This window comes from Mucilaginibacter sp. OK268 (genome assembly GCF_900103125.1).
GTDB lineage: Bacteria > Bacteroidota > Bacteroidia > Sphingobacteriales > Sphingobacteriaceae > Mucilaginibacter.
Genome location: NZ_FNJV01000009.1, coordinates 93,845 through 118,144, shown reverse-complemented (window position 1 = coordinate 118,144; position 24,300 = coordinate 93,845). Strand labels below are relative to the sequence as shown.

Below are 24,300 nucleotides of genomic sequence, written 5' to 3'. Positions count from 1 at the left end.
GCCAGCGTAGCTCGAATACTCACCCGGTTGATTATCAATGTAATGTTCGCCAAACCTATTTTGTGATATCTCCTAACAATAAATTTACCATCATTTTACCATCAGGAAGGGTTGATATTATTTAATTACTTATTTTAGCTAATAAATCATCAGTATGCAATACTTCAATCCTAAAGCATTAAGGTCAATATTCCTATTAGCCATAGCTTTTGTTATTTGTAACAGCGCTTATGCGCAAACACCAGCGGCTACAACCGCCCTTACCAAAGCGCCTACCGCCACTGTCACCGGCGCGACAGCTTACATTGATAAATTTTTTAAAACGTATGAAAAAGATGGCACTTCAAGGGCGATCATCAACATTTTTAAAACCAATCCATTGGTTGATTCAACCAGTCTGCGTGGATTGATAGCCAAAATTGATACCACCCGCGCCTTGATCGGCCTGTATATCGGTAAGGAGCTCATTGTTCAGCGTAAAGCATCAAACAGCCTGATCTTGTATAGTTACCTGGTAAAACACCAGAACCAACCGGTACGCTTTACCTTTATGTTTTATAAACCGAAAAATGATTGGGTGATATACCGCTTGTATTTTGACGACCAGGTTGATAACGAACTGGAAGAATCGGCCAAGATAAACGGGAAAACACCATAAGCAAGCTTAAAGCAGAAAGCTAAAGGCCCAAAGCATCTTCAGTTTTGAGCCTTTTTTATTATTTCTCATTAGCTTTAAGCTTTGCGCCTTGAGTTTTCTGCTCCTCAGTCCACCAGAATATTCTCTCCAAATTTTTGCGATACTGTAGTACTTTCTTTGCCGCTGATACTGATCACCAGCGAATTATCGTAAGGTATTTTTTCCAGCAGTTTGATGTTGGTACCTATGCCAATATCCAATTTTTGCAGGTACTGCAAAAACGAGCTGCTGGTATCTTTTACAGCAGCCACCCGGCAGGTATCTCCTGTTTTCAGATCGGCCAGGGTTACCGAATAAGGCTTGGGGACTTTGCCATTGGCTTTTGGTATCGGGTCGCCATGAGGGTCATATTCCGGGAAACCCAGAAATTTATCCAGCCTGTCGGCCAGTGAAGCATCACTGATGTGTTCCAGCTCTTCGGCAATATCATGTATCTCATCCCAATGATACCCCAGTTTTTCTAACAAAAACACCTCCCAAAGCCTGTGACGGCGTACTATCAGCACCGCGTCTTTTAAACCAACCGGGGTTAATTTTACGCCTTTTTTCTTGTCGTACTCTATCAACTGCTTGTCGGTCAGTTTGCGTATCATATCCACTACCGATGCCGGGTTGTTCTTCAACGATTCGGCAATGGCTGTTGGCGTGATCTTAAAATTAGGTTGCTGGCTAAGCCTGTAAATTGATTTTAGGTAATTCTCCTCTGATAATGTGTACATCCACCTTTATGATTACCCACAAACATAAAAAAACATAACGTTAATACACAAAATTAGTCTTATCTAATTTTATATATTTTATTAATCAAATAATTTAAATATGTTTGTATAAATTTTAACTATATGCGAACACTATTTTTACTTTTTATATTATTGATAACTAATCAGCTTTTTGCTCAAACCGGCGTTTTAAAGGGGCATGTCACTGCCAATAATGAACCCTTGTCATACGCTTCGGTCAATATTAAAGGGCTCGGGAAAGGCGTAAGTACCAATACGAAGGGCTATTTCGAGATCAAAAACATCCCTCCGGGCACCTACGGTATCACTATTACCAGCATCGGTTATGAAGCCGACACCATCCGCATCACCATTAACGATAATGAACCAGTTATAAAAAACGTAAGCCTGAAAGAAAAACCATCCAAACTAAACGAGGTAGTGGTAACCGGGGTGTCACGGGCTACCCAGCTGCGCAGCAACCCTGTGCCCATAACGGTAATGAGCAAAAAGGAGATTGAGCAGCATGTAAATAACAACATCATTGATGCTATTGTTAAAGGTGTCCCGGGCGTAAGCGCGGTTACCACAGGGCCTAATATCTCCAAACCTTTTATCCGCGGACTGGGTTACAATCGTGTTTTAACTTTGTATGATGGTATACGCCAGGAAGGGCAGCAATGGGGCGACGAACATGGTATCGAAATAGATCAATACGGTATTGGTCGCGCCGAAGTGGTGAAAGGTCCTGCCAGTTTAACCTATGGTTCTGATGCGCTGGCTGGTGTTATCAATCTGATCCCCTACATCCCCAATGGCGACGATGGCAAGCTTAATGGTGATGTCATAACCGATTATCATACCAACAACGGTATGATCGGCACCTCCGTAGGCTTATCCTACAAGCAGAACAATTGGAAATATGCTTTCCGTGCTACGGCCAAAACAGCCCATGATTATCAGAATAAGATCGACGGATTTGTTTATAATACCGGTTTCCGCGAGTTTAACCTGTCGGGCATTGCCCGGGTCGACAAATCATGGGGCTATTCACAAATTGGCGCTACACTATATGATAACCGGCAGGAGATCCCCGATGGCAGCCGCGATTCGCTCAGTCGCCGTTTTACCCAACAGATCTATGAGGCCGGACAAGACAATATCAAAAACCGCCCTATAGTTTCTAACGACGAGTTACGTTCTTATGCCATTACCACCTTACACCAGCGTATACAGCACTACAGGGTATACAACACCAACTCCTTTAAAACAGGCGAGGGCAGTATCAATACCTCACTAGGCTTTCAGCAAAGCATCCGCAGGGAATACAACCACCCTACTGTTCCCGAGCAAGCGGGCCTTTACGTGGTACTGAATACGATCAATTATGATGTACGCTACAATCTGCCCTCCTTTGGCGGGGTGGAAACCACCGCGGGTATCAATGGCATGTATCAAACCAACCGCAGCAAGGCCGCTACCGACTTTCCGATACCCGACTACAACTTGTTTGATGCCGGAGGTTTTCTGTTTGCCAAAAAAAGTTTTGGACAAATCGATATCTCTGGTGGTTTAAGGTACGATACGAGGCATGTAACCTGGAACAATTTCTATGTAGGGACAGATGCATCGACCGGTTTTGGCAAACAGGTACACTTGCCAGATACAGCAGGCGCAAGTTTACAATTCCCGGCCTTTTCGCATAATTACCGGGGCTTTTCGGGCAGTTTAGGGCTTACCTATAATATCAGCGACCGTCTGCTGCTCAAGGCTAATATTGCCCGGGGTTATCGCGCGCCGAATATTACCGAAATAGGTTCAAACGGGCTTGATCCCGGCGCGCATATTGTTTACCTGGGTAACCGCAGTTTTAATCCCGAATTTAGTTTGCAGGAGGATCTGGGTTTTATTGCCTACCTGCCCGATATGGACATTATTGCCGAAGTATTCAACAATAGCATCAACAACTATATTTACCAGGCCAAATTGAATGATGCCAACGGGAATCCCGTTATTATTGTGCCCGGCAACAGCACTTATCAGTATCAGCAATCAAAGGCCCGCCTTTATGGCGCTGAATTAACGCTGAACCTGCATCCGCGAAGTATTAAATGGCTGGCGCTTGATAATAGTGTATCCTATGTAACAGGGATAAACAAAAATCAGCAATTGATAGATAAGTATGGCGATGCTGCAAAATATTTGCCTTTTATACCGCCTTTGCATATCCGGTCGGCCCTAAAAGCTACATTGCCGGGAGTTTATGGTGTATTTAGCAAACTAAATGCCCGTGTTGAGGCTGATGCTTATGCCAACCAGAACCATTTTTATGCACTGGATAATACCGAAACTTTTACCAAAGGATATACCTTGTTTAATGCCGGCCTGGGTTTTACGATTAAAGCAGAGAAGGCTAAATCTTCTTTTTATGAGTTTTTTATCCAGGGGGATAATTTATTTGATACCGCTTATCAGGCTAATTTGAACCGGTTAAAGTATTTTGAATATTATAAATCATCGCCCAATGGGCATACCGGTATTTATAATATGGGGCGAAATTTGAGCTTTAAGGTTATTCTGCATTTTTAGTATCGGGAGTAGGCTATAACAGAAACGGACTTCCTTTATAAGGAAGTCCGTTTCTGTTATATATTGAATATGATAGATTAGTGATGACCGTGACCACCACCATGCTCTCCACCATGACCACCGCCATGGTTTCCTTGATCACCACCATGACCGCGTCCACCGCCACCGTGGTTTCCGTGATCACCACCGGGACGTCCGCCCCCGTGATTTCCACCACCCCAGTTACCGTTGCCATGTCCACGACCGCCACCCCAATTACCGCGGTTACCCCCATTATAATGAGGACGGGCATAAGCAGCTCTGCGTGCATAATTACCACGCCAGTAGTTGGCATAGTGTGCGTCACGACTATTACGGATGATCACCTGGTCATGACGGCCACGGTAGCCCGCATAATGATCTCTGTAATATCCGTGCCTTAACCATGGGTTACGGTCGTTGATCACTACTTTATAACCATTATATAAGTTATAGTTGCGGTAACGTACCGGCAAATAAGTGCGGTGTACCCATATATTGTTGTCAAAGTACACATACTGATGGGTTGGTACATCATAATAGGTATCAATATCGGGCATGTAATAATAGTTGGCATAATCATAGCCTACAGGGCCCCAGGCTGGCTGGCTGCCAATGTTTACCCCTAAGCTTACGCTTACCTGGGCACTGGCGGTTTTAATTGCAAAGCAGCTTAATAACAATACTGCCGATAAAATGAGCTTTTTCATTTATGTTTTTTTTAGTGTTGATAAGTCTCGTGGTAAAATTTCATTTAAGCTGAAAAGCAGGCCACGATCACTCATTAATAACATTGTTTGCATGTATGACACTAATTAACGCAAAAAGTTTAAATTTTTTATTTCGGGCTTTTCTGTATCTAACCGATATCACAAAAAACGAGCCCGCCAATTATGGCAGACTCGTTTCGTATATAAAAATTAACAATAATAATTAGTTCCTGTGCCCGTCGCCACCATGCTCACGGTGATCATTATCGCGGCGATCTTCTTTGACGGTCTTGTGTACCACTACCCTACGGCCATTTCCACGGTCACCTTTCCAGTGGTTACTGTATTTAACCTCTTTGCTGTCGCGGATGATAGTTTGATCACGACGACCTCTGTAGCTAGCATATTTCTGCCGGATCACATCATTACGAACCCATGGGGTACGTTGATTCACTACTACTTTATAGCTGTGGTAAACATCATAATTGCCATAACGAGGTGGCAAGGTAGCTCCATGTACCCACACATTGTTGTTCAGGTAAACATACTGATGAGCGTTCACATCATAATATGAATCAACATCGGGCAGGTAATAATAATCGGCATGATCATAACCCACAGGGCCCCAATCGGGTTGGCTGCCTATATTGATACTTAAACTTATTTGAGCGCTGGCTATTTTTACTGATAAGCAGCTAAGCAGTATGGCTGCTGTTAAAATGATCTTTTTCATTGTTTTTTCGTGTTGTTTGTATGTATGACAACAAGCCTAAACAAAAGTTTAGCCAGTACATTGTCTTACGCAGTAACTAATCAGTTACAAACACGCAACAAATTTATATACAATTACTTACCCTATTGATCGTCGTCAGAGTCTTTATCCGTAGCCTTTTTTCCGGCCATGGCCAGCACGGGTTTTCCGATCACTTTGTAGTTACCTTCACCCTTTAAAATCGACGCTAACTGGGCTTTGTCCTGCATGGTTTTTACCGCCTGGGCCAGCTCTTTATCGTATTTAAAATTGGTTTCGTAACGTCCTCTTTCAAAATAATAGCGGGAAGCTATCTCGTTTTCAAGAACCTGTTTTATTTCGACTTTGTGCTGTTGCAGGTCATTCTTTTTGCTGGTCAGCAGTTTTGATTTTAAAATATCGTATTCACCCTGAATATCATTAAACTGCTTTTCTTTGGTTGCTTCCGTTTTCAAACTGCTCAGCACCTTTTCTGCAGTAGTAGTATAGCTGTAATTTTTATCGGAAAGGTATTTTACAAAATCGCCGTAATCAGCATCCGATAAGCTAAACTCTTTTGGTTCGGCTATTTTAGCGTGTGTATCGCGGTAAACGGTGGCGTAATCAAATATCAGCAGTTTGCCTACCAGGGCCTGGGTTACATTGGCAAATTTTTCTTGTTTGATAAAAATATCCGGGTAAATACCGCTGCCGTCAAAAACCGACCGGCCATTTTTTGTTTTAAATTCATGGATTAGTGAATCGGCAACTTTTACCACGCTGCCATCATCCTTGCGGTGGGTATAATCAAGCGCCTGTATGCAACGGCCCGATGGCACGTAGTATTTGGCGATGGTTATTTTAACCAGGCTGTTATAAGGCAGGTTAAAGGTTTGCTGTACCAGGCCTTTACCATAGCTGCGTTGCCCAATGATAATAGCGCGGTCAAGATCTTGTAATGAGCCGGCCACAATTTCTGAGGCTGAGGCTGAGTGGCTGTTCACCAGCACCACCAAGGGCAGATTAGGCTCTAATGGCGTACTTACTGTACTATAGGTAAAGTTTTTATCCTTGATCTTCCCTTTTTGTGATACAACTTCCACATCTTTCTGCACAAACAGGTTCACGATCTTCACCGCTTCCTGTAGTATACCGCCACCGTTTGAACGCAGATCCAATATGATACCGTTAGGGTTGCTCTTTTTTAGTGTTACCAGGGCGTTTGTTACCTCGGCGGCTGAGTTTTCCAGGAATTTATCCAGTTTGATGTAACCCATGTTGCCGTCAACCATACCAAAGTAGGATACGTTGGGTTGTTTGATCTCATCGCGGATCAGGTTCTTTTCAAAAGGCTGCGGTGTATTATCTCGTTTGATAAGTAATTTGATAGGTGCCCCTTTTGAGCCTTTCAGCAGCAGACTTACCTGGTCGTTATTTTTTCCTGTAAGATCAATGTCATTTATTTTCAGGATCTGGTCGCCAGGGTGAATATCGGCCTTCTGAGCAGGGAAACCAGCAAAAACATCTGATACATATACCTTGCCATTGCGTGCAAAAATGCTGGAACCGATGCCCCCGTACTGGGTACTTACATAGTGCAGTTTATAATCTTCAATTTCCGATTCGGGAACAAATTCGGTGTAGGGATCGAGCCCGTCGAGCATGGCATCAACGCCTGTTTTTACCAATTTGGCCGAATTGATGTCATCTACATAATTGATATTCACCTCTTTATATACCGAGGCAAAAACATCCAGGTTTTTCGATATCTGGAACAGGTCGTCATTAAAAGCCAGCCCGCCGCCTGCCAGCAATGCTATACCGGCAAATAAACCTATCTTTTTGTATCTTTTATTGATCGCCATACCCTGTTTCGTCATTAAGCCTATAAAAATACAAAAAAGCTTATTGTTTTTTACAACTCGGGCCTTATTTACAGCCTGTTATTGTCAATATTTACCAAAGCCTTTTTCAAAGTGAACACAACATACTGCCTATCGCGGTTCACCAGGTCCATTAATTTGGTTATCAGGCTTTCTTCCTGACCTTCGGCATATTGCAATTGCTCGTCGGTAAGGTGGTTGTATTTGCGTTGTACCTTTATTTTGATGCGCTCCCAATCTTTGTTGGTGATACTAATCTCAGCCATGACTAATTATTTTCAGCAAAAATATAAAAAATACACGGCAGCAGAATTTTAAAATATCAGCTGCCTCACAGATGCTTCAAAAAAACTTTTTAAACCTTAAATTTTAACAAATTTCTGGTCGAAAACAGCATAAAAACAGTCCAAAATTCATCCAAAACCATCGATTTTAACACTTTTTAACAAATTTCAACACGGTTTTAACGTGTTTTTGAAACTTTAAGAAGTATTAATTTATTGATAATCAAATAACTAAGTTCAAAACAACCTATTTTTGAGCCTGTTTCTCCCTTAACCAAACAGCCCGGATGTCTGTTAAAAAGACACCCGGGCTGCTGATTGATATAAATATACGAAAATTTTGACGGAAGTTAAAATTGGGCTGAATCGACTCACCCGACCGTCGCTGCGTCGGTCATACTATCTTCAGTTGGACCGCCTCCGCGCGTTATTGCGAGGTACGAAGCAATCACCCCTCTAAATCTCCCCGAAGGGGAGACTTTAAAAAGATTATTTTTAAAGCCCTCTCCTTTGGAGAGGGTTGGGTGAGGTGTCTACCCCGCAATGACGTGTTTACTATGATATTTCTCTAAGACTTCGAATTATCAACTAAAGCCCCACACCAACAAGGTGCGCCGGCAGCTCCATTTTCTCACTAAAAGAATCTGGCTGCGGTACCCCACGCCCGTTTTGCAGCGGGATCAATCCCGACCAGATAGGCAACGTCTCATCTTCTTCGTCATCAATCGGCATACCCGAGCGGATCTTGGCAGATGCTTCATCGATCTTGAAAGCCAGGGCGGTTGTTTTGCGCACTTCGTTTTCTTTAATGGGCCGCAGGTAATCCCAGCTGCCCGGTACAATTTTGTCCGTTAGCCATTTAAAGGCTTCTATTTTATCCTCCACGCTCTCCACCTTTTCGGCTTGTGCGAATATCACTACCGAACGGTAATTCACCGAGTGATGAAAAGCCGATTTGGCCACCACCAGGGCATCCATAAGCGTCACGGTGATACAAACCGGGATCCCCTTTTCCAGTTCGCGGATAAAGTGGCTGCCTACCGAACCATGGATGTAAATTTTATCCTCATAGCGCACAAAAGCGGTGGGGATGGAGAACGGCTTATTTTCAAACGAATAACTAATGGTGCAATAAAGCGCTTCGTCCAATATGCTATGGATAGTTTCCGGTTCATAATTGGCCCTTTTGGCCGAGCGGCTCGGAACGAGATGTGATTTTTGGGTTGCCATTGTTTTTATTTATTTATGTATTAATGATCAAATAGTTATGCTTAATAATCCCGTAGCTACTCTTACCGGTGAGAGAACGCGAGGATATGATTAATGCTTTTATGTCCACGCGGGGGCTCTCCCAGTACACACTTACCCAGGATTATAGCCCGGTTTAAAAGTCTCCTGATCACTCTCAGGAGACCCGAAAAGGGCAATTGAACGAGATGTGATTCCTGAGTTACCATATTTTTGTTTTTTGTATAGTATTTAAGTGCTTACAAACAGTTATCTAAAAAGGGTGTCATGCTGAGCCCGTCGAAGCATGGCGGGCAGGCCTCTGCGCTCTACCCTTCGACGGAGCTCAGGGTGACAGCCCTCTTTAAGATAAGAGGGGATTCGCACAAATCCACCCGGCTCCATTTTGTTTTTTATAAAATTATGCGTTTATTGGATCACCGAAATCATCCAGTTATTATAAAACAGGTAGTCCAGTTTGTTATGCAGATACTTTCATCTCTTTTAAATATTGATAAAAATGCTGCCCAGTCGGTTTATTTACAAATTGGCAATCAGTTGATGGCATTGATCAAGGCAGGCACCTTACCAGCCGGTAACCGGCTGCCAGGCACCCGCCAGCTGGCACTTTCATTAAACGTTCATCGCAAAACGGTAATACGGGCTTATGATGAATTGCTGGCGCAGGGCTGGCTGGAAAGCCAAACCGGCAGCGGTACATTTGTAGCCCGGCACTTGCCCGCTGTTAAGCCGCAGCCTTTAGTCGCCGTTTCTGTAAATACCACGCAGGTGGCCGGCTTTGCCATTCATGGCGCCCCGCACCTTAACCGCAAAGTGGCCGATTTGAGTACATCATTACATCTTGACGATGGCTTTCCGGATACACGCCTGGCGCCGGTAACCGAACTATCAAGAGCATACCGCACCCAGTTGTTAACCGGCAATCCGTATACCCGTTTGGGTTATGGCGACACCCGGGGCACGGCCTGGCTGCGCGAAGAACTGGCGGCATACCTAAACCAAACACGGGGTCTGCGTATTACGCCCAACAATATCCTTATTGTACGCGGAACAGTGATGGGTTTGTATTTAACTTGCACTGGCTTGCTGCAGCCTGGCGATACGGTAGTGGCTGGAGAACCTGGCTGGGCGGGCGCGCAAATGAATTTTTTACAGGCTGGGGCAAACCTGCTCAAAATACCGGTTGATGATCATGGCCTGGATATCGATCAGCTCGATCGACTTTGCCGTGAACAGCCGGTACGTATGGTTTATGTGACATCGCATCACCACTACCCTACTACCGTAGGCTTGCGGGCCGATCGCCGGATACAACTGCTGGCATTGGCCCAGAAACATGGCTTTATTGTTTTTGAAGACGATTATGATTACGATTTCCACTATCAGAACAAACCGCTGATGCCCTTGGCCAGCGCCGACGAAGCAGGTATGGTATTGTATTGCGGCTCGTTTTCGAAAAGCATATCTCCGGTTATCCGGGTGGGGTATCTTGTGGGGCCCGAAAATGTGATCGGGCACCTGGCACGCCTGCGCCGTATTATTGACCGCCAGGGGGATGCTTTACTGGAGAATGCCGTAGCTGAGCTATTGCAAAACGGTATTATTCAGCGCCATTTGCGTAAATCATTACGGGTATACCGGCAACGGCACGATGTTTTTTGCGATTTGATGACCAGCCAGCTGCACAATTATGTACAATTTAAAGTACCCGACGGAGGGTTGGCCGTATGGACACAATTTGACCCGCGTATCGACCTTGTCAGCCTATCTCAAAAAGCCTTAAAACAGGGTTTATACTTTGATGGCGAAAGCACAGGCTCCAACGCTATCCGGCTTGGCTTTGCATCATCCACCGTTGAAGAATTGGAGCTTTGTGTAGAAATTCTGGCCAAATTGCTCAGAGATATTTAAATAATTATCCCAATTTTTCTGTAGAGACGCATACTTGCGTCTCCCCGTCAAAAGGCTTGATCAGCCATTGGGAGACGCAATTATGCGTCTCTACGGTAGGCCTTAAAAACAGATTTCACAGGCAACGTTTACCTTTTTGGCGTGTCAATTGATAGGTTATGTATACGTATTTGTTACAAAACCCGTTTTATAACAAATTTATTTTAAAACAGCCGCGTGTGTAAGTCAAAACGCATGCGGCATCACCAACATCAACAATTATGAAAAAGTTACTATTAAGTGCGGCATTACTGATAGCGGTAAGCATCGGGGCCAAAGCACAAGTTTCATTAGGTATTAAAGGCGGTGTCAATTTTTCAAGAATCAGCACCGACAATGTAAAAGAATCAACCCTTACCGGTTACCAGGCCGGTTTATTTGCCCGCATAGGCAACACCTGGTACTTACAACCCGAGCTTTATTTAAGCGGCACAGGTGGTAAATTTGAATCGAGCGATAACAATACCGCGTTTAACGGTAAAGTGCGGTTCACCAACCTGAACGTGCCTTTGTTAATTGGCAGATCATTTGGTCAAAAGGACCTTAACTTCCGCGTCATGGGTGGTCCTATTTACACTTATCAACTGGATAACAGCGTAAGTTTGGGCAGTAACCTCAGTGGGGCCGCTAATAATTTTAACAAAAGTAATGTAGGTTACCAGGTAGGCGCCGGTGTTGACATCGGAGCTATCACTGCCGATCTGCGTTATGAAGGCGGCTTAACCAAGGTAAGCGACAGCTTTGCCAAACGCCAAAACCTTTGGGCGCTTAGCGTAGGGTTTAAGATACTGTAAGGGTTGATTAAAACTAAAAAAGGCTGTCATGCTGAGCCTGTCGAAGCATGGTGGGCAGGCATCTACGCGCGCCCTTCGACAAGCTCAGCATGACACCCTTTTCAAATAATCTATAATATCACGTCATGCCGAACTCGTTTCGGCATCTCATTAGCAAGGTTATACAGCCTAACGGATAACTGTCCTGTGGGATCCTGAAACAAGTTCAGGATGACATAAATTTAAACAAAAGCCCCGGCAGGTAACCTGCCGGGGCTTTTGTTTAAATTTATACTACACGTCATTGCGAGGCACGAAGCAATCCCTACACAGGCAGATCGAAAGTACAGGTTACCTTGCCGTTTGCTCTGTACAGTATAGAGATTGCTTCGTCGTTCCTCCTCGCAATGACGTGAGGTTGTTTTACCTACTTCGCATTAAACTGCAATCCGGTTACGCCGGCCACTAAAGCCACTTGTTTTTCTGGTTTGTAAATAAAATACAGCTTGTGCATCTTGCCATCTGTTACCGGATTGATGGTTACATGGGTAAGCCCAGCTTTCTGATCGGCTGTAGGTACAGGCATACTTCCTTTACCTACCAGTGTACCATCGGGCGCGTCTAAACGGGCCTCAAAATCAATACTGGTGCTTGGCGGCGCCTGCCAGAAATTGGTCATGTTTACGGAACGCACACCGGTTAAATCAATATCATCCACCTCAAACCAGCCACCGTTCTGCGGGAGGATCAGGAGGTTGATACCATTATATTTAAACGCGGTAAAACCACTCACTTTTTCGTTACCGGCAAACAGGTAGTTACTGCTTTTTAGCGTTGCCACACCACGACCAGTTAAGGCTTTGATGTTTTTACCGCCATTATCTGTATAAGCAGCAGATAGCACCATGGTTGCATTTGACTGCTTGCTGCCCGGTTTTGGTATGATGCTGCCCGCGGCAGGTAATGATTTCTTTTTATTGCCTTGGTTATTGATTGAGAGTACCCAGGTAATGATCTGTTCCACATCCGCTTTCTTGATGCTTGGATGTGCAGACATCGGTACCTCGCCCCAAACACCAGCGCCACCTTTTATTACCTTTTGGATCAGTTTGTTCATAGCCTTAGAGTCTTTTTTATATTTAGCCGATACCTCGGTAAATGATGGCCCAACTGATTTACCAACCTCTTTATGGCAGCTTTTGCAATCCATGCTCAACATAATGGCTTTGCCGCTGTTTTCTGGGGTGGTTTGTTCTAATTGCGTTGCCGATACGGGCTTTTTATAATCATCAATATAGTCAACAGCCACCAAAATGCGGCTCCGATCAACACTGGCGGTTTTAGTACCATCGGTTACCTTAACCGCGTATTTAACAGGTACACCCGGCAGGTAGAAAGATTTGTTGCCACCGGTAAACTTTACCGTTACCTGCGGTTCTTCATTACCGGCATATACATTTATAGGTGTGCTTTTGGTTTTGGCATCGTGACTATCCTTGGCGGTAACTGTAATGTTATAGCTGCCTGCTTTGGTGTAAGTGTAATCCAGCTGCGGAACTGTTGTTTCTTTGGTAACGCCATTACCCAGGTTCCATGAGTAGGTAACCGGGTCACCTTCTGGATCAACGGCTTTAGCGCTTAGTTTAATAGCAAACGGCAAATTACCTGATGTTTTATTTGGCTTTACGAAAGCTATTGACGGCGGTCTGTTACCACTAATATAATCAATGCGGAATAATCCGGCATCGGGGTTACGGGAGAACCAGCCGCTGCCATACTCTAAACCATATAGCCTGCCATCGGGACCAACTTCCATATCGATCATGGAGTTCGATTTCAGTTTCGGAAAAAATGGCTCCATTTTGTCAAAGTCGCCCTCTGGTGTCATGCTAACCGCTTTTATCCAGCCACGCATCCATTCATAAGCAAGAAATTTGCCGTTATAATAATCGGGCAGACGTGTTGAATCCGGGTACATATCGGTATAATAAACCGGACCAGCCATCGCGTTACGACCGCCTGTACCTACCTGCGGAAAATCGGCCGAAGGTCCGTACGGGTACCATATAAATGCAGGGTGTGCCGGTGGCAGATCTCTTAAACCCGTATTATTGCGCGAATCATTAACCGGATGCTCAGGATCAAATGCCGCACCAGGAGTACCGGTGGCATAATCATAAACGTGATATGGCTTATTATCGGCCACAAAATACGGCCAGCCAAAGTTCCCGGCTTTACGGGCCTGGTTCACCTCGTCATAACCCATTGGGCCACGGGTATCTAAACTATCGTTGTGCGCGTCGGGTCCAACCTCGCCCCAGTACAGGTTGCTGTTCTTTTGATCTACCGAAATACGGTAAGGGTTCCTATCGCCCATTACATAAATTTCGGGACGTGTTTTTGGTGTTCCTTTCGGAAACAGGTTACCTTCGGGGATATCATAAGTACCATCGTCATTGATCTTGATACGCATAATTTTACCGCGCAGATCATTGGTGTTACCGGCCGAGCGACGGGCATCAAACTGGTAATGTCCCGGTCTGTCGTCTAAAGGCGCATAACCGCTGGTTACATATTTCTGTTTTTTCTCGTCAAATGGCGTAGAGTTATCACCTGCCGAGAAGAACAATATTTTATCAGGCCCCGGACCAAAAGCGATAGAGCCACCGGTATGGCAGCAGATCTCGCGCTGAGCTTTTACTTCCAGTATTACTTTCTCGGTTTTTTTGGTGATGGTATCGCCCTCAAAAGTAAACCTCGACAGGCGGTTAACCGAACTATCGGCAGGGCTGTAGTAAATATAGATCCAGTGGTTTTTGGCAAAATTTGGATCTTTAGCCAGTCCCAGCATCCCTTCTTCGGCATTTACACCAGGGGTATGCAGCGTTTTGTAATACACATCAAAAGCACCCACCTGTTTTACTTTTTGAGTGCTGTGATTATACAGCATGATCTCGCCCCGGCGTTGTAATACCAGGATATCCAGGTTTGGCAAAATGGTCATTTCGGTAGGTTCATAAAACTTACCTGTTGATAATTGTGTCTTTTTAAACCTATCCTCATCAGGAGGTGTTTGTGTTTTAACTTTTGAATAATTAAGATCTTTATTATCGCCAATGGCGTATTTTATGCCACCGAGCAGCATTTTAAGATAGTCGGCATCTTTATAGGTTTCGTCGGTATGGCCCAATTCGGTATAAAAGGCACGTCCGCCATCAAAATCATGGTACCATACCATGGGGTGATAGCCCATTCTTTTACCCCCTGTGTAGCTGCTTTCGTCAATAGTAACCAGTACATGCACATCGGGAGCAAGCGCCTTTTTAAAGCTGTAAAACTCGTCGGTATGTTTCCATACTTTGGGCAGGTGTTTGGTGGCTGCATTATTGTTGTCAACCACATTTAAAACACCGGGTTGCACATTAGGGCTTTTATCATGAATACCCGGATGGTCATAAAACCAGGCACCCGCCAAACGACCATACCAACCCCAATCGTACTCGGTATCGGTAGCGGCGTGTACACCCACATAACCTCCGCCAGCCTGTATGTAGCGTTCAAAGGCGGCTTCCTGACGATAGTTAAGCACATCGCCTGTGGTACTTAAAAAAATAACGGTAGCATATTTTTTAAGATTCTCATCATTAAACATGTCGGCGTTTTTGGTAGTATCTACATCAAACCCATTTTCACCACCCAGTTTCTGAACGGCTGCAATACCGGCATCAATGGAGGCGTGGTGGTAGCCCATTGTTTTTGAAAATATAAGTACACGGGGTTTACCGCGCCCGGCTATATTGAATGCAAGATATGTGATGCAGCAACAAGCCGTAAGAAACAGAAGTAGGATTTTTTTCATGGTTCAATTACAATTGGTTTTTTTGGGTTTTAATGATCGGGAAGGGGGCGCTTCGCAATCGATTACAATAATAAGTATTCAATCAAATTTATCATAAATTATTAAGATAATAATACCAATGCGTAAAAATGACACAATTAAAGAGAGAATCAAGAAATAAGAGTCAGGAACCAAGAGAAAAATGCTCTGAGTTCAATATAAAAATAGGCGAAGTGTTATTTTTTTGTCTTAATTCCTGATTCTAATCTCTTGACTCTATTACAAAAAGTCTTAAAAACAGCAAAGCCCCTGATGGGCAGGGGCCTTTACTAACCAATTATAAACCTAAATTATGAGAAGAGCTGTAGGAGAAGGAGTCGAACCTCCACGGAGTGGTTATTTTCATTGCTGAAAGTTTCCCAATTTCTCCGCCACCGCGACAAGGAGGTGTGTCTGCCAAAATTTCACCATCCTACAGGATATAAGTTCCACGACTTGCTGAGGAACTTGCTGTTGGGGAAGGATTCGAACCTCCACAGAGTAGTTAGCCCGCTTCGGGTTTTCTATGATCTCCGCCACCGGGACAAGGAGGTGTGTCTGCCAAAAATTTCACCACCCAACATTGTTTTTTTGTTTAAAGAACAGAAAGCAAGTGTCATTTGCTTGATACAAATTTAATAGACCCATCAATTCCTTGCAAATATTTCAACAAAAATATTTTATTTTTATTCAAATTTTAATTAAACTTGTATTTCAATATAGATATTCAAATTTATGTCCCACAGAAAAGCTCAAAATTTAGAAATTGATAATCTTGATATCCAGATTTTATCAATATTAATGAAGAATGCTACTACTCCGTATACCGAGATAGCTAAAGAGTTGATCGTTTCTGGCGGAACCATACACGTGAGAATGAAAAAGTTGGAAGAGATGGGTGTAATAAAGGGAGCCAGCCTGGAAGTAGATCCTCAAAAATTAGGTTATGATATTACAGCGTTCCTGGGTATCTACCTCGAAAAGGGCTCCCAGTACAACGAAGCGGTTAAGCAACTAAAAACCATAAAAGAGATTGTTGAGCTGCATTATACTACCGGCGAATGGAGCATCTTCGCCAAGATCGTATGTCATGATACCACCCACCTGCGCGAGGTTTTGAACGAACAGATTCAGGGTGTTAAAGGTATTCAACGCACCGAAACTTTTATTTCGCTTGAAGAAAGCATCAGGAGGCAGATCACTTTGGAATAAAATTTTACTCGATTATAAAAAGCGAAGGCTGTCATCCTGAGCTTGTCGAAGGATAGAGCAGAAGGCCCTATCCTTCGACAAGCTCAGCATGACAGCCGTTAATTTATTCCCTACTTAAACTTGTTCTTCAGCGCTGCCAGTTTTATGGCAATATCTGTTTCCGGTTCCTGTGCCGGTTTTTTGTTATAAGTAGGTTTATTGTTGCCTCCGGCAGGCCTTCTGTCGTCATTTCGTCTTTCCTGCGGGGCGCTTTTATCATTTTCCTTCATAGATAAAGCTATACGCTTGCGGTTCACATCAACCTCGGTCACGGTAACCTCTACTTTCTGGTGTACTTTCAATACCTCATTAGGATCTTTGATATAGCGGTTGGTGATCTGGCTCAAGTGAACCAAGCCATCCTGGTGAACACCGATATCTACAAAAGCACCAAAATTGGTAATGTTGGTTACAATGCCGGGCAGTTTCATGCCTACCTTCAAGTCGCCAATGGCATTTACACCATCGGTAAAGCTGAAAGCTTCAAACTGCTCACGCGGGTCGCGGCCGGGTTTGGCCAGCTCGGCCATGATATCGTTCAGGGTAGGTAAGCCCACCGTTTCTGATGTATATTTTTGCAGCGGGATACTTTTACGCAGCGGAGCGTTGCTCATCAGATCCTTCACGGTACAGCTCATATCTTTGGCTATTTGTTCCAGCAGGCTGTAACGCTCCGGGTGTACCGCGCTTGAATCCAACGGGTTTTCGGCCTGGTGAATGCGTAAAAATCCGGCGGCCTGTTCAAAAGCCTTATCGCCCAGGCGGGGAACTTTTTTCAGCTGATCACGACGTTTAAAGGCGCCGTTCTGATCACGATATTCCACAATATTTTGCGCCAGCTGCGGACCAAGACCCGATACGTAAGCCAGTATTTGTTTGGATGCGGTGTTCAGCTCAACACCTACGGCATTCACACAGCTCATTACGGTATCATCCAATGAAGTTTGCAGTTTATTCTGATCCACATCGTGCTGGTATTGCCCTACGCCTATTGATTTTGGGTCGATTTTTACTAATTCGGCCAGCGGATCCATCAGCCTTCTGCCAATGGATACTGCTCCCCTTACGGTGATATCCTTATCCGGAAATTCCTCCCTCGCCACATCAGATGCCGAATAGATAGATGCGCCGCTTTCGTTCACCATCACAATAACCACGCCCGGCAAATTCAGGTTGCGCACAAACACTTCCGTTTCACGACCGGCCGTACCGTTACCGATAGCGATAGCCTCGATGTTATATTTTTGAAACAGGTGCTGAACGGTTTTTTCGGCCTCACGCGCCTGTCCCGCCCCGGTATGTGGGTATATGGCGGTATTTTCCAACAATTTGCCCTGTTCATCCAGGCAAACCAGTTTACAGCCTGTACGGAAACCAGGGTCAATAGCCATCACACGTTTTTGGCCCAGCGGCGCACCTAATAAAAGCTGACGGGCATTCTCAGCAAAAACACGGATAGCCTCTTCATCAGCTTTCTTTTTGGTAAACAGGCGCACTTCTGTTTCCATAGATGGTTTAAGCAAGCGCTTATAGCCATCGGCAATGGCTTGTTTTACCTGGTCGGCAGATGGGTTGATGCCTTTTACAAAAGCATCTTCCAGTATAGCAATGGCTTCATCCTCTTCGGGTTTAATATCCAACCACAGGATCTCTTCCTTTTCGCCGCGACGCATAGCCAGGATGCGGTGTGACGGTGCCGACTTCACAGCCTCTGTCCAGTCGAAATAGTCTTTATACTTAATGCCTTCCACTTCTTTACCATCCACCACTTTTGATTGAAAAGTTCCTTTTTCAATAAACAGCTCACGGATGCGGGTACGTACTTCGGCATTTTCGCTAATGGTTTCGGCAATGATATCCCTTGCACCGGCCAGGGCTTCTTCTATGCTGTTCACTCCTTTTTCGGCATCTATATATACCTCGGCAGCGGTTTCCAGATCAACTTTATTTTGCTCCAGTAATAAGTCGGCCAGGGGCTGTAAGCCTTTTTCGCGGGCCGTGGTAGCACGGGTTTTGCGTTTGGGGCGATAGGGCAGGTAAATATCCTCGAGCGATACCATGGTTTCGGCCTCGTTGATCTGCTTTTCCAGTTCGGGTGTTAACTTACCCATGTCGGTCAGCGATTTCAGGATGGCTTCACGGCGTTTATCCAGGTCGCGCAGTTGTTGTACGCGGTCGCGGATCTCGGTCACCTGCACCTCATCGAGTGTACCGGTAACCTCTTTACGGTAACGGGAAATAAACGGAACGGTAGCGCCCTCGTCAAGCAAATCAACTGTGGCACTTACCTGCTTTTCGGCAATGGAAAGCTCCTGGGCTATTTTTTTATAATGCGATATCATAGTAAACTTTGGACTGCGAAGTTGGGTACTCTTTGGTTAAAAAACAAAAATGGTTTGTAAAAAGAATATAGGATTGGCGTTTGGCAATAGGAATAGCTATCTGCCCGAAACCAGCAGACCCTGTGCTGCCTTTATTCCGCATTTCTGATACTTATTATAGGCCAGCACACCCCTGTTTCGGATACTTTCGTTTGTTTCCTGATTAATATAGCCTGTTATAGCATCATGCAAGGTATAGGCTTCGGGACACATTAACCCGGTTGTCCAAATCAAGGGATTAGCTTTTGCCTGGTCAACAAAGCCGGTAAAATATTTTTTACTGATACAAGCCAGTATGATGCAATCCCGCGTTTTGCCATCTGCATTTTTAAAGGAATTTGATAGCTGAAAATCCATCAGTCCATCATGGCCTATATAAGCCAATAACTGTGCGTTACCATCTATGCCAATTATTTGTTTGTTATAATGAATAGTATCTTTAAGCTGCCCGGAGTTACTATATAAAAAATCTGTAGTGGTTTTTTCGATAGATTGACCGTCCCAGGCATCGGCAACCAGGTAAACTTTTTTTGTACGGTGTTTAAATACCAATCTCTCCAATATCATCCGACTTACCTTTTGGGTTTTAACCAATTGCCAATCTTTGCTTTTTTTAAAGTAGGTGCGCACCCCATTATCACAACCCCAATATAAATTATTGTCGGGGTCCTGGCCATTTCCAATTTTAGGTGGTACTGGCACTATACCTTGATATTTGTTATCGCATAGAGCCACGAATACGTGGATAACTTTAAATGAAGTGTCGGTATAAGCGATATTTTTCGGTTTTCCCTGTTTGGCAAGAGCCTTATCTGTCGAGACTTGTTGTTGCGAGGGAGAGGTACAGGCAAAACCCAACAAACATAGGACAGCAATACTTACCACGATTTTACAATAGCTTATATAGCTCATGACCTGATCATTAAAAATTGGCTTTCACCACCCTCTCAATCGCCTTACCCCAAAACTCGCCCAAAACCAAAGCGCCTTGTTTATTTGGATGCAGGTAAAATGTACCCTGATTGCCCTTTTCGGGTATCAGATGGGTAAGGTGATGTTTTTTGAAATAGTTGAATGCTTTCTTGTCGCCTACAAAAACATGATTCGGGTTGGCTGTGCCATAAGCCACTACCAGGCTATCCAGTTTGGGAACATAGTTTTGCAGGCGGGATAAGCCTTCCTGCAAATATTTAGCGCCGTTATACGTATTTGGGCTGTACCAAATGGGGTGCTGATAAATAACGATAGCTTTTGGAAAATCGGTCAGTAATTTATCAGTAATGGTTTTTACATTTTGGATATAATCTGCCGGGGATACCGGCGCACCGTGGGGGCCCTGGATGGCGCTGTCGTTAGTGCCCAGCTTCATCGAAAATATCAGTAAGGCTTCTTTATCCGTAAAGGCACCAGTGGCTTGCTCCACCTGGGCAAAGGTGTTGGTGCCGGGTAAAAAGTCAAGGGTTGTATAACCGCTGTGGCCCTGGTTGCTGAATTCAACCGTGCCCCGGTTGGCTTGTTTGCGCAGCCAGGCTATGGCGGTAGCGGGTGGTGCTTCCGTAGCCGGGTCAGTCAATTGCGCGCCTTGCGTAATGCTGTTGCCTATAAAAACAACGTTGATGTTTTTCTTCTGGGGTTGGGCGATGGCTGATGAAATGCTGCATAATAACAGTGCAGCAGTAAAAAAATGTTTCATATTGAATAGTTTACTAAACCGGGATCAAATAACGTCGTCTGTCATTTCGAACGAGGTACGAGGAGAAATCTTTTACACCCTATAACTTTCGCTGTATGTCGTAAAAGATTTCTCTTTCGCGCAACGCTCGTACCCGCCCATGCTCTATCGAAATGACAATTCAGTATAGAGGTATCCCCTTACCACTTCATGCCCATATTCCAGAACATGAATGCCCATTTATCAACCTGGCCACTGATCACCTGGGCCGTACTTTGACCCGCACCGTGGCCCGCTTTGGTTTCAATACGAATCAATACCGGGGCTGTGCCTTTTTGGTATTCCTGCAGACGCGCGCCAAACTTAAAGGAGTGAGCCGGAACTACCCTGTCGTCATGATCGGCCGTAGTCACCATGGTTGCCGGATATTCCTGCGGTTTTAAGGCATGATATGGCGAGTAGTTATACAGGTATTCAAACATTTCTTTAGAGTCTTCGGCGGTACCATAGTCATAGCTCCAGCCGGCTCCGGCGGTAAATTTGTTATAACGCAGCATGTCCAAAACGCCCACTGCGGGGAAGGCTACTTTAAACAAATCCGGACGCTGGGTGATCATGGCTCCTATCAACAAGCCACCGTTGGAACCGCCCGATACCGCCAGATGTTCTTTAGAGGTATATTTATTTTTGATAAGGTATTCGGCCGCAGCAATAAAATCGTCAAATACGTTTTGCTTTTTCATTTTGATGCCTTTGCGGTGCCAGGTTTCGCCATACTCGCCGCCGCCACGCAGGTTGGGCACGGCATATATACCACCATGTTCCAGCAATATAATATTTGATGTACTGAAGGCCGGGGTCAAACTAATACCAAAGCCACCGTAGGCATATAATAAGGTAGGATTTTCACCATTGAGCACGGTACCTTTTTTGTAGGTGATGATCATCGGGATCTTGGTTTTATCCTTCGAAGTATAAAATACCTGTTTTGATTCGTATTGTTCCGGATCAAATTTCACCCCCGATTTTTTATACAGGGTTGATTTTCCCGTGGCAATATCCAGCTTAAAAATGGTGGTGGGATATACGTAATTGGTAAAAGTGTAATAAGTTTCCTTTTCGGCCTTCTTGGTGCCAAATCCAGAAGCGGTACCTACCGATGGCAGCGTGATGGTACGCTCCAATTTACCATTCATATCATACTGCTGTACAAAAGAAGTGGCATCCTGCAGGTATTCCGCGAAGATCTTGCCGCCGCCTGTTGTGGCGCTTAATACATTTTTGGTTTCGGGGATGAGGCTTTGCCAATGCGTTACGGTTGGATTAGCGGCATCAACGGTAACAATTTTAAAATTCGGCGAGTATATATTGGTGAGGATATACAGTTTGCTGCCTACATTATCCAGTATCGAGTGCTGGTTATCAAAATTATCAATCACGTTTACAATGCTGCTGCCGGGCTTGCTCAGATCCTGAATATACAGTTCGTTCCCGGTGGTTGATGTAGCAGCGGTGATCACCAAAAAACGTTCATCTTCGGTAAGGTAAGCGCCAATATAGCGGCGCGGGGTTTTATCGCCGCCAAAAATAAGCTTGTCGGTACTTTGCGGTGTACCCAGTTTGTGGTAGTATAATTTGTGATACTGCGTCATACCCGATAGCTGACTGCCGGCCTTGGGTTTATCATAACTGCTGTAATAAAAGCCATCGGTACCTTTCCAGGCCAGACCACTGAATTTGATATCGGTGAGGGTATCGCCTACTACGCTTTTATCGGCGGTTTTAATCACGATCACCTTGCGCCAGTCAGATCCGCCTTCGGATATCTGGTAAGCGGCCAGATCTCCATCTTTAGTAAAATCGATTCCCTGCAGCGAGGTGGTACCATCGGCCGAAAATTTATTGGGATCTAAAAACATCTCGGGCATACCGTTATCACCTATTTGCCGATACAAAACCGACTGGCTTTGCAGCCCATCGTTTTTATAAAAATACGTGTATTTACCTTCTTTAAACGGCGCGCTGTATTTTTCATAGTTCCACAAAGTTTCCAGCTGTTTGTGTATTTCTTCGCGGTATAGGATCTGGCCCAGGTAGTTTTGGGTAACCTTATTTTCGGCTTTCACCCATTCTTTGGTATCTGCGGCCTGGTCATTTTCCAACCAGCGGTATGGGTCTGGCACTTTGGTTTCAAAGTAAGTATCAACGGTATCAACTTTTTTGGTTTGGGGGTAGGGTAGCGTTTTTATAGTCATTTGTTGTGCGTGGGTATAGCTGCAAAATAAAACAGCCATTGCAAATAAACAGGTAGTTAGTTTCATGTTGATTTTAAATTACAGGAAAACTAAAGATAGGGATTTGGGCATTATGCCAACAAGCGTCCGGGCATAATAAAGGTTAAAAGTTGTTAATTTTAATTAATCCTGCTATTTAATTGAACGGGGCAAGCTATATTAGCCCCCGATTACGAAAACAAGCCAAAGCCAGGTTATTTAGCCCGGTTTGTATTGATAACGTGCTCCGGATGTAATTATTTATTTACAATGGACTTTTACTATCTGTGCCTTTATTGATAATAATGCTTTTTTTTACACGTTTGCTAAACCGGATAAGATGGTAAGCGGCAAACTTATACAAGTTGTTAGTACAAATTTATAACATGAAAAAAATCTTTACATTACTTACGGCAGCCCTCATGATGCTGATAGTGTTTAACGCACGGGCTCAGGATAGTCAAGCCGACGGCGACGAACCAGCTAAACTTAAAAGCTATATTGGCATATTTGGTGGTCAGTCACGCCCACTGAGCGACTTTAAGAGCACCAATTACAGTAACATAAAAGCCGGTTTTGCCAAAAATGGGGTTGTATTGGGTATTGATGGGGCTGTTTATTTTTACAAACATTTTGCCATAGGTTTTACCGTATCCAAACAAGATCAGGGCAATTTAACCTATAACGATGATCAAATACTTTCACAGGGATATACTGATGATTTTAAAGCCGACGGTTCAACCGTTACTGCTGACAAGCGGTACAGAAGCTATAATATTTTGCTTGGCCCGCAATATACCTTTGTATATCACCATTTCAAATTTGACCTCAGGGCATCGGCAGGTGCTATTAAAAATACCGCGACACCAAGTATAGCGGTTGCTATTACCGGCGTACCGGCACAAACCGGCACATTTACCCAACAAAGTTCAAAAGGTACAGCCTTTGCTTACGGAGGTAGCGCGGATGTTCGTTTTGATATGGGATCTGGCTGGGACCTGTTACTGAAAGGCAACTATATTAAGTCAAAAGGACCCAACATTTCTACCACCGGCCGTACCAGCAACCTGGGCCGTATAGTTACCCAACAACCTATGACCGAAAGTCAGATCGTGTTTGGTTTAGTAAAAGAATTTTAATTGAAATAAAACAGACGAGATCTGTTTAGCATAAAAAGAGGCTGTATCATCAATCATGATCAGCCTCTTTTTTTTTGACTTATTCAGCTATTGAAGCGATATGTAG

At 44.3% G+C, this 24,300-nt stretch carries 17 protein-coding genes and 1 tRNA gene; 6 read left to right on the top strand and 12 right to left on the bottom strand.

The annotated features are described in order from the left end of the window. Window positions 1-154 precede the first annotated feature (154 nt). Window positions 155-658: a hypothetical protein gene (locus BLR84_RS23770; RefSeq protein ID WP_090472755.1), complete on the top strand. Its 504-nt coding sequence runs from the start codon at window positions 155-157 to the stop codon at window positions 656-658. A 104-nt stretch (window positions 659-762) separates the two neighbouring features. Here BLR84_RS23770 and BLR84_RS23765 read toward each other — a convergent pair whose 3' ends face one another. Further along, a complete protein-coding gene (locus tag BLR84_RS23765; RefSeq protein ID WP_090472754.1) occupies window positions 763-1,416 on the bottom strand; it encodes a metal-dependent transcriptional regulator in 654 nt (217 codons plus the stop codon). Window positions 1,417-1,539: 123 nt separating this feature from the next. On the opposite strand from BLR84_RS23765, the gene BLR84_RS23760 reads away from it, so the two are divergent. Beyond that, on the top strand, window positions 1,540-4,005 hold the full coding sequence (locus tag BLR84_RS23760) for a TonB-dependent receptor (protein ID WP_090472753.1): 2,466 nt from the start codon (window positions 1,540-1,542) through the stop codon (window positions 4,003-4,005). A 77-nt stretch (window positions 4,006-4,082) separates the two neighbouring features. Here the strand turns inward: BLR84_RS23760 and BLR84_RS23755 are convergent, their stop codons facing one another. From BLR84_RS23755 to BLR84_RS23735, 5 genes are all read right to left on the bottom strand, one after another. Then, a complete protein-coding gene (locus BLR84_RS23755) occupies window positions 4,083-4,733 on the bottom strand; it encodes a hypothetical protein (RefSeq protein ID WP_090472752.1) in 651 nt (216 codons plus the stop codon). Between the two features lie 223 nt (window positions 4,734-4,956). Further along, window positions 4,957-5,466: a hypothetical protein gene (locus BLR84_RS23750; protein ID WP_090472751.1), complete on the bottom strand. Its 510-nt coding sequence runs from the start codon at window positions 5,464-5,466 to the stop codon at window positions 4,957-4,959. Between the two features lie 122 nt (window positions 5,467-5,588). Next, entirely contained in the window at window positions 5,589-7,343 is a 1,755-nt protein-coding gene (locus BLR84_RS23745; RefSeq protein WP_090472750.1) for a S41 family peptidase, read from the bottom strand. Window positions 7,344-7,396: 53 nt separating this feature from the next. Next, window positions 7,397-7,612, bottom strand: coding sequence for a hypothetical protein (locus BLR84_RS23740; RefSeq protein ID WP_090472749.1), 216 nt, complete (start codon window positions 7,610-7,612; stop codon window positions 7,397-7,399). A gap of 606 nt (window positions 7,613-8,218) precedes the next feature. Next, window positions 8,219-8,860 (bottom strand): pyridoxamine 5'-phosphate oxidase family protein, encoded by a 642-nt coding sequence (locus BLR84_RS23735; protein ID WP_090472748.1) that lies wholly within the window; start codon window positions 8,858-8,860, stop codon window positions 8,219-8,221. A 480-nt stretch (window positions 8,861-9,340) separates the two neighbouring features. Here BLR84_RS23735 and BLR84_RS23730 point away from each other — a divergent pair, with 480 nt between their 5' ends. Continuing rightward, entirely contained in the window at window positions 9,341-10,789 is a 1,449-nt protein-coding gene (locus BLR84_RS23730; protein WP_090472876.1) for an aminotransferase-like domain-containing protein, read from the top strand. A gap of 260 nt (window positions 10,790-11,049) precedes the next feature. After that, window positions 11,050-11,622 (top strand): porin family protein, encoded by a 573-nt coding sequence (locus BLR84_RS23725; RefSeq protein WP_090472747.1) that lies wholly within the window; start codon window positions 11,050-11,052, stop codon window positions 11,620-11,622. Between the two features lie 406 nt (window positions 11,623-12,028). On the opposite strand, the gene BLR84_RS23720 is transcribed toward BLR84_RS23725, so the two are convergent. Both BLR84_RS23720 and BLR84_RS30130 read right to left on the bottom strand, forming a co-directional pair. After that, complete coding sequence (locus BLR84_RS23720) at window positions 12,029-15,460, bottom strand: ThuA domain-containing protein (protein ID WP_090472746.1); 3,432 nt, start codon at window positions 15,458-15,460, stop codon at window positions 12,029-12,031. Between the two features lie 489 nt (window positions 15,461-15,949). Beyond that, window positions 15,950-16,061: transfer RNA gene (locus BLR84_RS30130), tRNA-Asp, on the bottom strand. A gap of 152 nt (window positions 16,062-16,213) precedes the next feature. Between BLR84_RS30130 and BLR84_RS23715 the strand changes: the two genes are divergently transcribed. Beyond that, window positions 16,214-16,690, top strand: a complete 477-nt coding sequence (locus BLR84_RS23715; RefSeq protein ID WP_076373882.1) for an Lrp/AsnC ligand binding domain-containing protein — start codon at window positions 16,214-16,216, stop codon at window positions 16,688-16,690. A gap of 110 nt (window positions 16,691-16,800) precedes the next feature. On the opposite strand, the gene BLR84_RS23710 is transcribed toward BLR84_RS23715, so the two are convergent. The 4 genes from BLR84_RS23710 to BLR84_RS23695 form a co-directional block, all read right to left on the bottom strand. Continuing rightward, window positions 16,801-19,071, bottom strand: coding sequence for a Tex family protein (locus BLR84_RS23710; RefSeq protein WP_090472745.1), 2,271 nt, complete (start codon window positions 19,069-19,071; stop codon window positions 16,801-16,803). A gap of 96 nt (window positions 19,072-19,167) precedes the next feature. After that, window positions 19,168-20,022, bottom strand: coding sequence for a type 2 periplasmic-binding domain-containing protein (locus tag BLR84_RS23705; protein WP_218128472.1), 855 nt, complete (start codon window positions 20,020-20,022; stop codon window positions 19,168-19,170). Between the two features lie 10 nt (window positions 20,023-20,032). Next, window positions 20,033-20,803, bottom strand: a complete 771-nt coding sequence (locus BLR84_RS23700) for a GDSL-type esterase/lipase family protein (RefSeq protein WP_090472744.1) — start codon at window positions 20,801-20,803, stop codon at window positions 20,033-20,035. A 179-nt stretch (window positions 20,804-20,982) separates the two neighbouring features. Then, window positions 20,983-23,076 (bottom strand): prolyl oligopeptidase family serine peptidase, encoded by a 2,094-nt coding sequence (locus tag BLR84_RS23695; RefSeq protein ID WP_255367039.1) that lies wholly within the window; start codon window positions 23,074-23,076, stop codon window positions 20,983-20,985. Between the two features lie 365 nt (window positions 23,077-23,441). On the opposite strand from BLR84_RS23695, the gene BLR84_RS23690 reads away from it, so the two are divergent. Then, window positions 23,442-24,194 carry a hypothetical protein gene (locus tag BLR84_RS23690; RefSeq protein ID WP_090472742.1) on the top strand — a complete coding sequence of 251 codons (753 nt, stop codon included), beginning with the start codon at window positions 23,442-23,444 and terminating at the stop codon, window positions 24,192-24,194. The last annotated feature ends 106 nt before the right edge of the window (window positions 24,195-24,300 follow it).

What these genes read in the sequence shown, in the direction of transcription:
- BLR84_RS23770 (WP_090472755.1), top strand. Translation starts at nt 155, where the DNA reads ATGCAATACTTCAATCCTAAAGCATTAAGGTCAATATTCCTATTAGCC.
- BLR84_RS23765 (WP_090472754.1), bottom strand. Translation starts at nt 1,416, where the DNA reads ATGTACACATTATCAGAGGAGAATTACCTAAAATCAATTTACAGGCTT.
- BLR84_RS23760 (WP_090472753.1), top strand. Translation starts at nt 1,540, where the DNA reads ATGCGAACACTATTTTTACTTTTTATATTATTGATAACTAATCAGCTT.
- BLR84_RS23755 (WP_090472752.1), bottom strand. Translation starts at nt 4,733, where the DNA reads ATGAAAAAGCTCATTTTATCGGCAGTATTGTTATTAAGCTGCTTTGCA.
- BLR84_RS23750 (WP_090472751.1), bottom strand. Translation starts at nt 5,466, where the DNA reads ATGAAAAAGATCATTTTAACAGCAGCCATACTGCTTAGCTGCTTATCA.
- BLR84_RS23745 (WP_090472750.1), bottom strand. Translation starts at nt 7,343, where the DNA reads ATGACGAAACAGGGTATGGCGATCAATAAAAGATACAAAAAGATAGGT.
- BLR84_RS23740 (WP_090472749.1), bottom strand. Translation starts at nt 7,612, where the DNA reads ATGGCTGAGATTAGTATCACCAACAAAGATTGGGAGCGCATCAAAATA.
- BLR84_RS23735 (WP_090472748.1), bottom strand. Translation starts at nt 8,860, where the DNA reads ATGGCAACCCAAAAATCACATCTCGTTCCGAGCCGCTCGGCCAAAAGG.
- BLR84_RS23730 (WP_090472876.1), top strand. Translation starts at nt 9,341, where the DNA reads ATGCAGATACTTTCATCTCTTTTAAATATTGATAAAAATGCTGCCCAG.
- BLR84_RS23725 (WP_090472747.1), top strand. Translation starts at nt 11,050, where the DNA reads ATGAAAAAGTTACTATTAAGTGCGGCATTACTGATAGCGGTAAGCATC.
- BLR84_RS23720 (WP_090472746.1), bottom strand. Translation starts at nt 15,460, where the DNA reads ATGAAAAAAATCCTACTTCTGTTTCTTACGGCTTGTTGCTGCATCACA.
- BLR84_RS23715 (WP_076373882.1), top strand. Translation starts at nt 16,214, where the DNA reads ATGTCCCACAGAAAAGCTCAAAATTTAGAAATTGATAATCTTGATATC.
- BLR84_RS23710 (WP_090472745.1), bottom strand. Translation starts at nt 19,071, where the DNA reads ATGATATCGCATTATAAAAAAATAGCCCAGGAGCTTTCCATTGCCGAA.
- BLR84_RS23705 (WP_218128472.1), bottom strand. Translation starts at nt 20,022, where the DNA reads ATGAGCTATATAAGCTATTGTAAAATCGTGGTAAGTATTGCTGTCCTA.
- BLR84_RS23700 (WP_090472744.1), bottom strand. Translation starts at nt 20,803, where the DNA reads ATGAAACATTTTTTTACTGCTGCACTGTTATTATGCAGCATTTCATCA.
- BLR84_RS23695 (WP_255367039.1), bottom strand. Translation starts at nt 23,076, where the DNA reads ATGGCTGTTTTATTTTGCAGCTATACCCACGCACAACAAATGACTATA.
- BLR84_RS23690 (WP_090472742.1), top strand. Translation starts at nt 23,442, where the DNA reads ATGAAAAAAATCTTTACATTACTTACGGCAGCCCTCATGATGCTGATA.